Source organism: Microbacterium sediminis, from assembly GCF_004564075.1.
Classification (GTDB): domain Bacteria; phylum Actinomycetota; class Actinomycetes; order Actinomycetales; family Microbacteriaceae; genus Microbacterium; species Microbacterium sediminis.
Map to the genome: position 1 here is coordinate 88,282 of NZ_CP038257.1, position 13,828 is coordinate 102,109.

Below are 13,828 nucleotides of genomic sequence, written 5' to 3' on the forward strand. Positions count from 1 at the left end.
ACCGTCTCCTGAGCTGCTGGCAGGGAAGTCGAGATGAGTGAAACTAACGGGCCGGCCGAGTTGCCGGTCTACTCGATCGCCGAGGCATTCGTGAAGCGATCCGGAATGTATATCGGGCAGCCCGTCACGTTCGAGCGAGTGCACACGTTCCTGCTCGGTTTCGAAACGGCGATGTTGTACGTTCGCGACGAGCTCGCGCGCGATCGCAATGCGTTTCAGCCCGTGGGCGTGCTCGGTCAGTTCCGGGAGCAGCTGCGATCCGAGGGGCGGCTCAGGTGGGACTCCTGGTCCCTGACGATCGTGGCGGAAGCGATCGGCTGGACTGGCGACGAGCCTCCGGCGATCGACGATCTGACCGAAGAGCAGCACCTCGAGGCAGTCCGGGACCTTCTCCCGTTGCTCGAGAAGGTCTTTGCCCTCCCCGCGGAGCTTGTCACCTCGCTCCGTGACTCCGCCTGAGAAGGGTAGGCACCCCACCGCTGTCGGTGTGTCGTCCCGCCCATCGAGTTCGAGAACGCGTTCTATGCTGTGCGGCGATGATCAACCTGACCGCCACCGTCCCGCTTGGACCGCTGACAGAACTTGTCGGACGATCCCTCTCGGCGACTGGGAGATGGGTCAACTCATCCGGTAGCGCCTACCTGTCATATCCATCACTCAGAGGATCCTGACCCGGACGAACGATCGCAGTCGCTCGAGGGCAAAGGACCCGTGCGGATGTCGCGCGTCACACCTCGACCTCGAACGGCAACTTTCGCAGTGTCGTCGCGGAAATCCCGGTGCTCTTGTACATCCGGGCGTGGGCGTACTGGATCTCCGGCAGCAGATCGATGCGGCCGATCGCCTCCAGCATGATCTCGTCGGCCTGACCGGTGAGATGACGCAGTTCGGGGATCGCGTACCCGCCCACGTACTTCCCGGAGTTGAGATCCCAGGAGCGCACGGCCGGCAGCGCCTCCTCGATCCTCTCGCCGAGCTCCACCAGAGCATCGAACGTGTCCTGCCCGTAAGCGTGCGGGGAGAATGGGATCTGCGACATCGTGCCCTTGGTGACGTTGAAGCAGTCGCCCGTGAACGTCCACCACAGGAACGCCAGCCGCGACGCCGCGATCGCGCTGGCCGCGAGCTGGTCCTTCCGGTTCTGAACGAACAGCTTCCCCTCGTTGAGGGGCACCGTGGCGTGCGTGGTCTTGTCGTAGGTGACCGGCGGCACCGTGTACGTGCTCAGGAAGTACGTGGCGGTCTTCTTGAAACCGACGGAGTAGTCGCTCACACGGACAAGCGGCGTCGAGGAGATCGTGCCCTTCGCAAGCAGCGTGTCGATCAGCTCGAACATCGCGTCGCTGCTGGCGCGCATCCAGTTCGGGGTCCGCGAGCCGGCGGGCCGAAGCGAATACCGCAGTGTCGCCATCAGATGCGGACGGAACGCCTCGATCCAGCTGTGGGTGAGCGTCGTGTGCAGCTCGGAGACGCTGCCATACCCGGCGGCGGTGATGATCGTGCTGCGCACCTTCACCTGGAACAGGGCAGCCGGGCGTTCCTGGAAGGTGCTCACCCAGATCGCATCGAACCGCCGCTCGTAGAACTTCCGCAGTGACTCGTCGCGATCGGCGAACTGGCTGCGGATGGGAACGATCAGGCTGAGCCGGCCATCCGGGCGCGTGATCTGCGCCGAGCGCTCGCAGCAGGAGGCGTAGATGTCGTCGACGTTGTCTGTCTCGAAGCCGGTGATGCGGTAGCTGAGCTCGCGCCGGTTGACGTAGGGTGGGTTGCCGATGACGACGTCGAAGCCGCCCTGATTGGGGTGTGACACGTCGCCCCGCACCGGCAAGAAGCGCGGCCCGTACAATGTCCAGCGCATCGAAAAACACCCCGCGACCTTCCGACTACCTCCGGACGTCTTCGAGTACATCAACCAGGCACGCGACGAAGCCGCGGCCCGTGGTGATCGCCTCACCAAAGACGAAGCGATCACCATGGCAGTCCGCGCGTTCTGGGGCGGCAAGCGCCAGCGCCGCCGCTGATCACCACACCGACATAACCGACGAAAAGAACTCTGGAGGCATCTGATGAGCCGTCGATCTATGCTCGAGCAGGAAACCGATCCGCTACACCCCGCGCGGATGCTACCGCGCACCTGAGACGAACGCGCGGTCCTTCACCGAGGATGGCTACATCTCGACATGATCAACCGAGGCAGCGAGAAGATTTCGTGCGAAGAGGTGGAGGACCTCGTCTACCGCTATGACAGCTTCGATCTAGACGCTATGGGGTGTTGAGCCTGGGGCCCCCGCCCGCGTAGACCGTGGGTTGCGGGCCGGTTGTTACCCGGCTTGCCGAGCCACATACGTGAGGGAGGCCCCAGTTGATATCTGAGCGTACGAGTGTCGGGCTGGATGTGCACGCGCGGAGCGTTGTCGCGGCCGCGATCGATGAGAGAACCGGGGAGCTCGTGCAGCGGCGCATGGGCTCCAGCACCGAGGAGATCGTCGCGTGGGTGACGGGCCTGCATGGCCCGGTCGCGGCGACGTACGAGGCCGGCCCGACAGGGTTCGGACTGGCTCGCGCGTTGACGGCCGCGGGAGTGCGATGCGTGGTCGCTGCCCCGTCGAAGCTGCAACGACCGGTCGGAGACCGGGTGAAAACCGACGCGCGTGACGCGGTGCACCTGGCACGCCTCCTGCGCCTCGGGGAGATCGTCGAGGTGGTCGTCCCGAGTGTCGAATCCGAGGCCGCCAGGGATCTGGTGCGCGCCCGTGAGGATGCCCGCGGTGATCTGATGTCCGCCCGTCACCGGGTCAGCAAGCTGTTGCTGCGACAGGGTATCCAGTACTCGGGCGGGAAGGCGTGGACGGTCGCGCACGACACGTGGCTGCGCCAGCAGCGGTTCGAGCTGACCGGGCTGCAGGCCGCATTCGATGCTGCCTATGACGCGATGGTCCAGGCCGTCGACCGACGCGACCGGCTCGACACGGCGATCAAGGAGATGGCCGCTGACAGCGAGTTCACGGCGGTCGTGGACCGGCTCTGCTGCCTGAGGGGCGTCTCGACGCTGACCGGGTTCGCTCTCGCCGTCGAGGTCGGCGACTGGTCGCGCCTGGACGGGCACCGCATCGGCGCCTACGTCGGTCTGACGCCGTCGGAGTCCTCGTCCGGGGCGTCGCGGGCGTTGGGCGGGATCACCAAGACCGGCAACGGCCACGCCCGCCGGCTGCTGATCGAAGCCGCCTGGCACCACCGTCCCGCCTACCGGCCGTCGTCGCCGATCATGCGCGCCCGCTGGGACCGGGCCAGCGCCGCCGCGCGAGCCCGAGGACACGCAGGCAACCAGCGCCTTCACCACCGCTGGCAGACGTTCCAGGCCCGCGGGAAGCGCACCGTCGTCGCCAACGCCGCGATCGCCCGCGAACTGGCCGGCTGGTGCTGGTCCCTGGCCGTCATGACCTGACAGCACCTTCGAGTTTCCGGTCGTCGATGGTGGTGACGGCAGCGTCCGGGCGACTCGCGACACGCCCTATGAGCAACCCGCCCAGCGGGCCACGCTCGATCTCTAGACTCGCGTGACCGCCCCGCCGAACAAGCCGTCATGCGGTAACCAACCCGCGGATATCAGAGTGACAACGCGTCGAACATGACACGCGCGTCACCACCCGGGACGACCGGAACGAGCGGACGCCGTCGCCGACGGGCACGGCGTCCGCTCACCCCTGCCACTTGACAACACCCCACCCCATATCAGGGCGTGTTGATCAAGAGGTTCCGCTCCTCGGTGGGTGAGTCTTGAACGGTGACGCGACAGGAGATCTCTGACGAGGTGTGGGCCGTGATGGAGCCGTTGATGCCGACGGTGACCGGTCGGTCGCGGCCGTGGACGGATCACCGGCTCGCTATCGAGGGGATGGCGTGGAAGTACCGGACCGGTGCGCCGTGGCGTGACGTTCCGGAACGGTTCGGGAAGTGGAACTCGATCTACAAGCGGTTCAACCGGTGGGCCGGGGACGGCACCTGGCAGAAGCTGCTCACCGAGGTGCAGAAGCAGGCCGACGCCGCTGGGGAAATCGACTGGGTCGTCTCGATCGACTCCACGATCGCGCGCGTGCATCAGCACGGCGCGACCCTCGCCCGGGACACAGGGGGCTGTGCCGAATCACAAGAATCCGTGGTCCGAGCCGCCTGATCACGGGATCGGACGCTCCCGCGGCGGGCTGACGACCAAACTGCACCTGGTCTGCGACGGCCGCGGCCGGCCGCTGAGCATGATGATCACCGCCGGGAACATCAACGACACCACGATGATGAGCGCGGTGCTGGAGAACATCCGCGTTCCCCGCGACGGGAAGGGCCGCCCCCGCACCCACCCCGACCGGGTGCTCGCCGACAAGGGGTACCCCTCAAGGGCGAACCGCGCCTGGCTCCGCGACCGGAGGATCGCGGCGACCATCCCCGAGCGGGACGACCAGATCGCGCACCGCCGCAAGAAGCCGGGCCGGCCGATCGCTTTCGGCGACAAGCAGAAGGAACGCTACAAGGGACGCAACGTCGTAGAACGCTGCTTCAACCGTCTCAAGCAGTGGCGCGGCATCGCGATGCGCTCGGACAAACTCGCCCGCAACTACCGAGCCGCCGTCAGCCTCGCCGCGGCGCTGATCTGGATCAAGACCGATCTCCGCTGAGCGCTTCGCGCTCCTGCAGCGTGCGCTCAAGCTGTCCCACCGTCGGCGCACCCGCAAAGCCGCGCTCGGTCAGATAGACCCTGCACGCCAAGTCGGCAGTGTTCCCCTGGGACGGGAACAAGTCCTGACCGTCCAGAAGAATCGTGGGCGAGCCCGCGAAACCAGAGCTCACCGCCTCAGCCTCGGTGCGGATCAACACGAACTCCACCGGAACATCGCCCCGTCCGATCGAGTCGAGCACCAGCCGTACTCGATCGCCCGCCTCCTGCCAATTCGGGCAATCCTCGATATGCAGCACCTGGATCTTCACACGCCCATTCTCCCGCGCAACTCACGGCGGCTGGCCACCCCGCACCTTCTTGATCAACACGCCCTGATATGGGGTGGGGTCTTGTCAAGTGCAGGGGTGAGCGGACGCCGTGCCCGTCGGCGACGGCGTCCGCTCGTTCCGGTCGTCCCGGGTGGTGACGCGCGTGTCATGTTCGACGCGTTGTCACTCTGATATCCGCGGGTTGGTTACCGCATGACGGCTTGTTCGGCGGGGCGGTCACGCGAGTCTAGAGATCGAGCGTGACCCGACCTGCGGGTTGCTCATAGGGCGCGTCGCGAGTCGCCCGGACGCTGCCGTCACCACCATCGACGACCGGAAACTCGAAGGTGCTGTCAGGTCATGACGGCCAGGGACCAGCACCAGCCGGCCAGTTCGCGGGCGATCGCGGCGTTGGCGACGACGGTGCGCTTCCCGCGGGCCTGGAACGTCTGCCAGCGGTGGTGAAGGCGCTGGTTTCCCGCGTGTCCTCGAGCGCGCGCGGCGGCGCTGGCCCGGTCCCAGCGGGCGCGCATGATCGGCGACGACGGCCGGTAGGCGGGACGGTGGTGCCAGGCCGCTTCGATCAGCAGCCGGCGGGCGTGGCCGTTGCCGGTCTTGGTGATCCCGCCCAACGCCCGCGACGCCCCGGACGAGGACTCCGACGGCGTCAGACCGACGTAGGCGCCGATGCGGTGCCCGTCCAGGCGCGACCAGTCGCCGACCTCGACGGCGAGAGCGAACCCGGTCAGCGTCGAGACGCCCCTCAGGCAGCAGAGCCGGTCCACGACCGCCGTGAACTCGCTGTCAGCGGCCATCTCCTTGATCGCCGTGTCGAGCCGGTCGCGTCGGTCGACGGCCTGGACCATCGCGTCATAGGCAGCATCGAATGCGGCCTGCAACCCGGTCAGCTCGAACCGCTGCTGGCGCAGCCACGTGTCGTGCGCGACGGTCCATGCCTTCCCGCCCGCGTACTGGATGCCCTGCCGCAGCAGCAGCTTGCTCACTCGGTGACGCGCCGACATCAGATCCCCGCGGGCATCTTCGCGGGCACGCACCAGGTCCCGCGCCGCTTCGGCCTGAACGCTCGGAACGGTCACCTCCACGATCTCGCCCAGCCGCAGCAGCCGGGCCAGATGGACCGCGTCGCGCATGTCCGTTTTGACCCTGTCCCCGACGGGGCGCTGCAGTTTCGAGGGAGCTGCGACCACCGCCCGCACTCCCGCGGCTGTCAACGCACGGGCCAGTCCGAACCCGGTCGGGCCGGCTTCGTAGGTCGCCGCGACCGGGCCGGGCAGACTCGTCACCCACGCGACGATCTCCTCCGTCCCCGCACCCATGCGCCGCTGGATGAGCTCACCGCTGCGCTCATCGATCGCGGCCGCGACTGTGCTGCGCGCGTGCACATCCAGCCCAACGCTCGTACGCTCAGAAATCAACTGGGGCCTCCCTCACATATGTGGCTCGGCAAGCCCGCGACACCGGGCTCGCAACCCACGGTCTATGCGAGCGGGGGCCCCAGGCTCAACACCCCATAGCGTCTAGCGGCCGCCGTCGCGATGCTCGACCCCGTGTTCAGCGAGCGGGTATGCGTCTACGTGAGTCTCAAGGAGGGCGGCCCGCTCGGGCTCGAACGGATCCGCGCCGCCATGGAGTCCGCCGGGGTGGCTAAGCATAAGCACCCCGAGCGGCTGATCGCCGTCGACGACATGCCCCTCACCAAGGTAGGCAAGATTGACAAGAGGGAGCGGAGAGGGCTTTGCCCGCCGCGACAGCGCCTAATGGGGCAGACGCTCAGCGCCCGCGCCGCCACGCGAGCCAGTGGCGGATGCTCTCCTCGAGCGCGTGCAATAGAGGCAACATCACCCAGATGACGCACGCGACGGTCAGTGGCGTCGTACATAGGATCTGGAGGTACGGCGGCAGGCCGGTCAGGAGCGGAGCGATGAAGTAGGCGTTGAACATGGCAGGCGGTACCAGCGCGATCCACACTAAAATCGCCGTCCACCACCGCGGGCGCGCGGGACCGGCCGTCGGGATTGCACCGGTGAGGGCGTCCGGAGTCAGTGGACGGGCCTGCCCGATCGTGAGCGGCACGGCCTGTTGCAGGTGCGCCTGCCGCTCCTTACTGTCCTCCCACCGGATGAGGTCATGGGGGGAAGCGAACGTGATCTCGACGACAACCTGGCGCCGGTGCCGTTCCGAGACTCGGACCTTCGACTCCCGGTAGCCGGGGAACGACTGGGCCCGGCCGGTGAAACCATGCGCCCACTCGGTGAGATCGTCCAGCCGCCCGGGGACGGCTGTGCGCGCCACCCGAGCCGTGACCGTGAGGTTATCTGGTTGCATGGTGTCCTCCCGGGGCAGAGGAAGCCCCGTCTCCCAGCGTATTGCGCCGATGACGCGGCACTGAACAGCTTCCGACCATCGGGGTCCGGATCAATAGCGCGAAATAGTGCTCTTCCGAGCAGTGGAGTGTCACCGCCACTGCCGCCTCACGCAGGATGGAAAGTTGAAAGACCTGGATCGACGGGGAGGTCATTTGCACGAGGCGTTTCGCTTGCTGCGGGAAGAAAGGCTCAAACGAGGCCGATACCATCGCCGAGCGACGGTGTATCACCCGGACGTAGAAGAGGTCGACCAGCTCTACGGTGTCCGGCTTCAGCTGGAGTCCTTAGGCGCGCGCCGGACGGTGGACGGATGCTGCGCTCCGAGATCGGCGCTTCGCGCGAGTACGGGACGCTAATGGATGCGGCGCTGGCAGTCGGTGACATGGACGCCTGGCTGGTGGCGCACCACGCGTTCCTCCGCTGCTGCGTCGCGCGTGCAGACATCCCGTTGGGGCGGGTAGTGGACTCCTACCCGGAACGCTGCTTACACATCTATCAGTTGTGGCACCCGCAGTCGTTCGCCATCGCTCATCGCGAGTACGAGGCCGTCCTCGAGTCGATCGTCAGGCGTCCGACGCCCAGGGGATCGATCTGTCGCCGCTGGCGACCCACGAGTTCGCCTTCGACGATGCCGCCGCCGCCTTCGAGCAGTCCCGCGACGCGTCCAGCAGCCTGAAGGTCCTGCTCCGACCGTAGAGCGCCTGGGCCGTCGGGGCCGTCACAGGGAGCCACGCGGGCGGCGTGGGGTGGCACGGGCTGCAGTGGCACCGCGGAGACGATCCTCCCGCCTGTCGGGTCGGCATCGGAGCGCGCGGTGCAGGAGGAGCGCGCCCACGTTGCAAGTAAGCTTTCTGCCGTGCAGAATCGACAGCTCGGGTCGCCGGGCGATCCACCCCAGTATCCGATCGAGTCGGTCGACAACGCGCTGAAGCTGATCCTGCTGCTGGGTGAGGAGCACGAGCTGCGGCTCACGGACGCCGGTGCCCTCCTCGGGGTGGCGACCTCGACCGCGCACCGACTTCTCGCGATGCTGGCATGGCGCGGCTTCGTGCGGCAGAACCCGGTGACCAAGGCTTACGGCCCTGGCCCGGCGCTGACGACGGTGGCCTTCTCGGTGCTGCGCAGGATGGATGTCCCGAGACTGGCGCAGCCGATCCTCGAGGACCTCAGCGCCGCCCTCGGTGAGACCTGCCACCTGGGCACGCTCGAGGGCAACCATGTCCGATTCCTCGCCGTTGCCGAGCCCGATGTGGCCGTGCGCGTGGTTTCGAGACTGGGCAAGACCCTGCCGGCGCATTGCACCTCGACCGGCAAGGCGCTGCTTGCCGAGCTGAGCGACGAGCAGCTCTTCCGGCTGTACCCGGACGAGCAGCTCGAGATCGTCACACCGAACTCCATACGTTCCCGAGACGAACTCGTCGCCGAACTGGTTCGGACACGACTGGACGGTTATGCCGTGAATCGGCAGGAAAGCGAGGACGGCGTGGCGAGCGTCGCGGTCCCGGTCCACGTCTCGTCGGGACTGCGACTGGCGATCAACGCCTCCGCGCCCGTGCAGCGGTTACCGCCGGGCAAGGTCAAGTCCCTAGCGCGGTCACTGCAGGACGCCGCGATCCGCCTCGCCGAACTGTTGGGGTGAACCGGCCCGGGTCGTCGTAGCGCCCATGGATGCGCTGCGCACGCGAACACGCCGCTGATGAGCGTGGCTGCGGGAGCGACCGACCCGCCGCCGTGGGCCTCAGTGCCCGTTGGCCGGATCGTCCGGGTCGCGGGCGGCTTCTTCGCCTTGATCCAGCCCACTCAGCGTCGCCATATCCTCCGAGCTGAGCGTGAAATCGAAGACGTCGATGTTCTGCGCGAGATGCTTCTCATCGCCGGCGCGCGGGAGGGGAACGATCCCTTCCTCGATGTGCCAGCGCAGTAGGACCTGTGCGGGCGACTTGTCATACTTCGACGCGATCGCGGTCACCGCGGGATCGGACAGCAGGGCTCCTCCGCGTCCGAGCGGGCTCCACGCCTCGGTCAGGATGCCGTGAGCGCGCTGGAAGCTGCGCTGTTCGACACGGGCGATGTCGACGCTGAGCTGGATCTGATCGACGTCGGGGACGACACCGGTCGCGTCGACGACGCGCTGAAGGTGGTGAGACTTGAAGTTGGAGACGCCGATCGCCTTCACTCGTCCCTCTTCGAGCAGTCTCACCAGACCCTTCCACGCTTCGACGTATCGGTCGAGGGCCGGAACCGGCCAATGGATCAGGAACAGATCGAGGTAGTCGACGCGAAGGGTCTTCAGCGATCGGTCGTACGCGCGCTGCACTCCCTCGACGCTGTGGTCCTCCTTGTTGAACTTGCTCGTGATGAAGACCTCGTCACGAGGGATGCCCGATGCACGCAGACCGGCACCGACGGCCTCCTCATTCGCGTACTTGTACGCCGTATCGAACAGGCGGTAACCGTAGCCGACCGCCTTCTCGACCATCGTTGCGCACTCGTCTCCCGTGAGTGGCCACGTGCCCACCCCGATTCGCGGGATGCGGTGACCGTGCAGGAGGGGGAGGGTGGTGTCGTCAGCTCTCATCGGGCGGCCGCCTTCGCCGGAGCCGTGCTCGAGGGCTCGAGGAGGGCGCGCAGCCGATGTATCAGCTCGTCCGCCTTCGCTCGCGAGGCGACCGAGCGGCGGGCGTCGACGAGGGCACGCGGCCAGTTCACGATGACGGCACCTTCGGCCTGCCCTTGGCTCTCGCCGTACACGACGGCGAAGCGGTCCTGCGCAGGGTCGCCCACCATCGTCCAGTGATCAGATCCGGTATGCCCGACGATCTGGATCTTCCAGTCGTACTGGTCGCTCCACACATACTCCGTCGGGTCGTAGCTGCGCAGGTCATCCGGGTGAGCGATGTTATGCGCGACAATCAGCGCCTGATCCGTCGCGCTCGTCCAGTGCTCCAACCGGATCGGGTCGGGATGCCGTCGGTTCATGAATCGTGCCACGTCGCCGATCGCATACACGTGGGAGACGCCGACGGCGGCAAGCGTGCCTTCGCAGACGACACCGTTATCCAGCGCGAGGCCCGACGACTCGAGCCACTCCGTGTTGACGACCGCTCCGATACCGAGCAGGACAGCGTCGACATCCAGCGTCGCGCCATCGGTGAGCGTGACCTGGACGCGGTCACCCGTGCGCTCGACGTTCTCGACGGAGACGCCGAAGCGTAGCTCAGCACCCTCCCTGCGGTACTTCTCCGCGAAGATACCGCCCACTTCCATATTCATCGCCCGGCCCATCGGAGCACCGATCGGTTCGATGATGGTGACCTTGACACCGGCCGCAAGCGCTGTGGCGGCCGCCTCGGCGCCGATGAATCCGGCGCCGACCACCGCGAGGTGGCGGCCCGGAACGAGCTCCTTGCGCAGCTCGTCGGCATCGGCGCGGGTACGCAGCACGTGGACGCCGGGAGTGGAAGCCCACGGGGTTCGGCGAGCTCGGGCACCCGTCGCGATGACGAGGATGTCGTAGGTCAGCTCGCTGCCGTCGGCGAGCGTCAGCGTCTTGCCGGCAGGATCCAGCTCGGTCGCGGCGACGCCGAAACGGGTCTCGACCCGCAGGCCTTCGAGCGCTTCCGCCGTCGTCAGCGCGATCTCCGGGTCGGATGCGGCGCCGCTGAGGTACTTCTTCGACAGCGGGGGACGGTCGTAGAGGGGATGGCTCTCCTGGTCCACCAGCGTGATCGCGCCGGTGAACCCCTCCGAACGAAGATTCTGTACGAGCTTGACTCCGGCGACGGAAGCACCGACGACGACGACGTGAGACATGCGAATCGGCTCAACCCTCGACAGACAGCGCCGAGACCGGGCAGCTTCGGGCGGCTTCCTCGACGCGAGTGCGCTCCGCGTCCGGCACCTCGAGCTGCAAGAGCACGACCTTGCCGTCGTCGTCGATGTCGAAGTAGTCTCCCGCGGCCACGACGCAGTTCGCGTAGCCCTGGCAGAGGGAGAGGTCAGCCTTCACCGTGGCCATGGTCATTCCTCGTTGATGATGGGTCGGGGTCGGGGAACATGGGCGCGTACGGCGACCCGATCATCGCTGAGAACGTCTGGACGGTCTGCCAGGTGAGCGCCTCCAGCTCGAGCGGGTCGAGTGCGATCCATTGTCCGGATTTCGGAGAGTCGATGAGCAGACGCGTCCCGTTGCGGGTCTCGACCCGGCTCACCGTGATCTCAGAGAACTCGTTGGCGATCGTGAGCGGCTCGCCGACGGTGCGCGCGACCAAACGTGCGCGCTCCTCGGCGGCGGCGATCGCGGCGGCCCGATCGACGTCGGCGCCTTCCCACTCCAGGGTCACAGGAAGATCGCCAGGTTCTGGGTGCGCAGCACCGACTCGTCGACGAGGATGACGCGGCGCGCGAGCTTGTACTCGCCTCCGACGTCACGGAACACATCCTCCCGGTGGGCGGAGATGATCGACGGCTCGTTCACGTCTCCTCGGCTGCGGAACAGCAGCATCGCGGAGTCGGCGAGCACCTCGCCGGGCACGTCGGTCTCGAACACCCGCACGTTGGTCACGAAGTGACGCAGCCGGGACGGAGGGTCCTCGGTCCAGGCATGCTCGGTAAGGAACCGTGCGACGCGCCGGCTGAGCGAGTACTTGTTCTCGTCCCAGTGCGCCATCCCGGGGGACGTGCTGAAGGGCGTGCCGAGTGCGGTGGTCACGCGGACGGGCATGACGTAGTGGATGTCTTCCGTCAGCATGTCCAGCCAGCTCTCATACCGCTGCTGGTCGAGAGTGTAGGCCTCTTCGACGAGCCAGCGATGGATCGTGGCGTGCAGCTCGCTCGTGAAGGGCAGGGACGAGCCCACCCGGTCGGCGAGGGTTGACGACTTGCGAAGCCGGGAGACTTCGGAAACTGCCTTGCCGGTCTCCTCGATCATCGGACCACCTTCTGACCATTGTTCGTGATGCCCGCAGGTCGGGGCTCGACATCCAGTGGCGGCTCGCCGCCGATCGACAGGGCACGGAAGTCGACGCCCTCGTACTCCGACTCCAGGTAGTCCGCCCAGCGGTGGAGCAGATGGCGCTGGTTGTACTCGCCGTAGCCCACGTGCGCGACGCCGGGGCCGGCGAACTGGTCGGGGCCGAGCGGCTCGACGACCGGCGATCCATCCTTGAGGATGCCCATGCGGCTGTTCAGGAGCAGGCGCCGCGCCATTGATCCCTTCGCCGTGTTCGTGAGCGAGACCCAGTTCTCCACGTCGTCCTGCTCGAACATGCCCGTCGACCCGAAGCACATCAGGTAGGCCTTGTACGACAGTGCCTTGAACTCCTCCGGAGCCTCAGCGTCGACCGCGAACCAGGAGTACACCTCGGTCTCGTCCTCGCTGATCGGAAGCCACGTCCGGATGGAGATGAACGGGAGCACGTCCTCGTCCGAACCCTCCTCGACCTTGGGCCAGTTGTGGACGAAGGACATGTTCGGGAAGAGCGAGGCCGCGGAGATCATGAACCCGTCGCGGCCGATGACATCGAGCTGCTCCTGAGACCAGGTCGCCTTCATCCGCTCGACCATCTCGTCCGGGTAGCCGACGTACCGCAGCCGCTCCTCGAGCGTGCCCGGCGGGAGCTTGTAGGTCGTGCCGCCTCCGTTGCCGGCCCAGTATGTGTTGCCGTCCTTGCGCTTCTCGGCCTTCGGCTCGCGGAACAGCCCGATCTCGACGACCGAGGTGTGCGTCTGGGGCGTGTGGTACATGTCGCCGGCGAAGTTCTCGGCGCCGATCTTCCAGTTCGCCTTGACGCGCCACCGCTGCGGGCCCCGGAGCTCGATGCCGCTGGGGCTCTGCCGGGTGTAGTAGTCGAGATAGAACTTGAAGTCGCCGATGTAGTCCTCGAGGCTCGGCGCATCCGGGTCCATGCTGATGAAGATCAGGCCGTTGTACATACCGAGGTTCGGCGCCGGCAGGAGCCGTGCGCCCTTTCGGCTGAACCCGGCCTCGCCGCCGTAGGCCTCCTCGTGGAAGGGGAGTCCGACGATGCGTCCGTCGTTGCGGTAGGACCACCCGTGGTACGGGCAGCGGAAGTGCGAGGCGTTCCCCATCTCGGCCCGGCAGACCTGCATGCCGCGATGCAGGCACATGTTGAAGTGGGCGCGGATCTCACCCTTCTCGTCGCGGACGATGATGAACGAGTCGTCGAGTATTCGCCGGACGACGTAGTCGCCGGCCTGAGGAATCTCGGACTCGTGGCCCACGAACAGCCAGGCGCGGCTGAAAAGGTTCTTTCGTTCGCGCGCGAAGATCTCCGCGTCGTTGTAGATGTACGCCGGTATCATTCCGCGACGGATCTCGTCGTAGATCGTCATGCTGGAAGTGCTCATCGTCGCGCCTATCCGTAGTGTAATGCTTCGACACCGCTCCGACGTCGCACGTCGAAGCAGGCCGAGGCATAGTTTCTGATGTGCAGAAA

15 protein-coding genes and 1 pseudogene are annotated in these 13,828 nt (G+C 66.7%); 6 read left to right on the plus strand and 10 right to left on the minus strand.

Features of this window, described 5'->3' with window-relative positions; all coding sequences use genetic code 11:
* Positions 1 to 33: 33 nt before the first annotated feature.
* A complete protein-coding gene (locus E3O41_RS13790; protein ID WP_005050749.1) occupies positions 34 to 459 on the plus strand; it encodes a hypothetical protein in 426 nt (141 codons plus the stop codon).
* A 268-nt stretch (positions 460 to 727) separates the two neighbouring features.
* Here E3O41_RS13790 and E3O41_RS13795 read toward each other — a convergent pair whose 3' ends face one another.
* Positions 728 to 1,912, minus strand: a complete 1,185-nt coding sequence (locus E3O41_RS13795) for an Eco57I restriction-modification methylase domain-containing protein (protein WP_244927293.1) — start codon at positions 1,910 to 1,912, stop codon at positions 728 to 730.
* 453 nt (positions 1,913 to 2,365) lie between these two features.
* On the opposite strand from E3O41_RS13795, the gene E3O41_RS13800 reads away from it, so the two are divergent.
* Both E3O41_RS13800 and E3O41_RS13805 read left to right on the plus strand, forming a co-directional pair.
* Positions 2,366 to 3,448 (plus strand): IS110 family RNA-guided transposase, encoded by a 1,083-nt coding sequence (locus tag E3O41_RS13800; protein ID WP_135012832.1) that lies wholly within the window; start codon positions 2,366 to 2,368, stop codon positions 3,446 to 3,448.
* 378 nt (positions 3,449 to 3,826) lie between these two features.
* Positions 3,827 to 4,673 (plus strand): IS5 family transposase gene (locus E3O41_RS13805; protein WP_425325892.1). Its coding sequence is split into 2 segments (ribosomal slippage): positions 3,827 to 4,176 and positions 4,175 to 4,673, totalling 849 coding nucleotides; the frame shifts between segments, so codons are not numbered across the junction.
* Here E3O41_RS13805 and E3O41_RS13810 read toward each other — a convergent pair.
* Together E3O41_RS13810 and E3O41_RS13815 are read right to left on the minus strand one after the other, a co-directional pair.
* A complete protein-coding gene (locus tag E3O41_RS13810; RefSeq protein WP_026095586.1) occupies positions 4,654 to 4,983 on the minus strand; it encodes a hypothetical protein in 330 nt (109 codons plus the stop codon). The genes E3O41_RS13805 and E3O41_RS13810 overlap by 20 nt on opposite strands.
* A 353-nt stretch (positions 4,984 to 5,336) precedes the next feature.
* Positions 5,337 to 6,419 (minus strand): IS110 family RNA-guided transposase, encoded by a 1,083-nt coding sequence (locus E3O41_RS13815; RefSeq protein ID WP_179954891.1) that lies wholly within the window; start codon positions 6,417 to 6,419, stop codon positions 5,337 to 5,339.
* 117 nt (positions 6,420 to 6,536) lie between these two features.
* Here E3O41_RS13815 and E3O41_RS13820 point away from each other — a divergent pair.
* Positions 6,537 to 6,854, plus strand: a pseudogene (locus tag E3O41_RS13820) (hypothetical protein); the annotation flags it as partial.
* On the opposite strand, the gene E3O41_RS13825 reads toward E3O41_RS13820, so the two are convergent.
* Complete coding sequence (locus tag E3O41_RS13825) at positions 6,775 to 7,296, minus strand: putative antibiotic biosynthesis monooxygenase (protein ID WP_162303983.1); 522 nt, start codon at positions 7,294 to 7,296, stop codon at positions 6,775 to 6,777. The pseudogene E3O41_RS13820 and the gene E3O41_RS13825 sit on opposite strands and share 80 nt — an antisense overlap.
* A gap of 384 nt (positions 7,297 to 7,680) precedes the next feature.
* Between E3O41_RS13825 and E3O41_RS13830 the strand changes: the two genes are divergently transcribed.
* Complete coding sequence (locus E3O41_RS13830; RefSeq protein WP_135012837.1) at positions 7,681 to 8,046, plus strand: hypothetical protein; 366 nt, start codon at positions 7,681 to 7,683, stop codon at positions 8,044 to 8,046.
* A 180-nt stretch (positions 8,047 to 8,226) separates the two neighbouring features.
* Complete coding sequence (locus E3O41_RS13835; RefSeq protein ID WP_039712028.1) at positions 8,227 to 9,009, plus strand: IclR family transcriptional regulator; 783 nt, start codon at positions 8,227 to 8,229, stop codon at positions 9,007 to 9,009.
* 99 nt (positions 9,010 to 9,108) lie between these two features.
* Here E3O41_RS13835 and E3O41_RS13840 read toward each other — a convergent pair whose 3' ends face one another.
* Genes E3O41_RS13840 through E3O41_RS13865 form a run of 6 tightly spaced genes read right to left on the minus strand, consistent with a single transcriptional unit; the run spans position 9,109 to position 13,739 of the window.
* Positions 9,109 to 9,948, minus strand: a complete 840-nt coding sequence (locus E3O41_RS13840; protein WP_135012839.1) for an aldo/keto reductase — start codon at positions 9,946 to 9,948, stop codon at positions 9,109 to 9,111.
* On the minus strand, positions 9,945 to 11,183 hold the full coding sequence (locus E3O41_RS13845; protein ID WP_062633832.1) for an NAD(P)/FAD-dependent oxidoreductase: 1,239 nt from the start codon (positions 11,181 to 11,183) through the stop codon (positions 9,945 to 9,947). Before E3O41_RS13845 ends, E3O41_RS13840 begins: the two co-directional genes overlap by 4 nt.
* Positions 11,184 to 11,193: 10 nt before the next feature.
* Positions 11,194 to 11,388 (minus strand): ferredoxin, encoded by a 195-nt coding sequence (locus tag E3O41_RS13850; RefSeq protein ID WP_062633830.1) that lies wholly within the window; start codon positions 11,386 to 11,388, stop codon positions 11,194 to 11,196.
* The gene (locus E3O41_RS13855) at positions 11,369 to 11,713 is read right to left on the minus strand and encodes a hypothetical protein (RefSeq protein ID WP_062633828.1); all 345 of its coding nucleotides are present in this window, start codon (positions 11,711 to 11,713) and stop codon (positions 11,369 to 11,371) included. The genes E3O41_RS13850 and E3O41_RS13855 overlap by 20 nt, the downstream gene beginning before the upstream one ends.
* On the minus strand, positions 11,710 to 12,300 hold the full coding sequence (locus E3O41_RS13860; protein WP_062633826.1) for a 3-phenylpropionate/cinnamic acid dioxygenase subunit beta: 591 nt from the start codon (positions 12,298 to 12,300) through the stop codon (positions 11,710 to 11,712). Before E3O41_RS13860 ends, E3O41_RS13855 begins: the two co-directional genes overlap by 4 nt.
* Positions 12,297 to 13,739, minus strand: coding sequence for a Rieske 2Fe-2S domain-containing protein (locus E3O41_RS13865; RefSeq protein WP_228164524.1), 1,443 nt, complete (start codon positions 13,737 to 13,739; stop codon positions 12,297 to 12,299). Before E3O41_RS13865 ends, E3O41_RS13860 begins: the two co-directional genes overlap by 4 nt.
* Positions 13,740 to 13,828 lie beyond the last annotated feature (89 nt).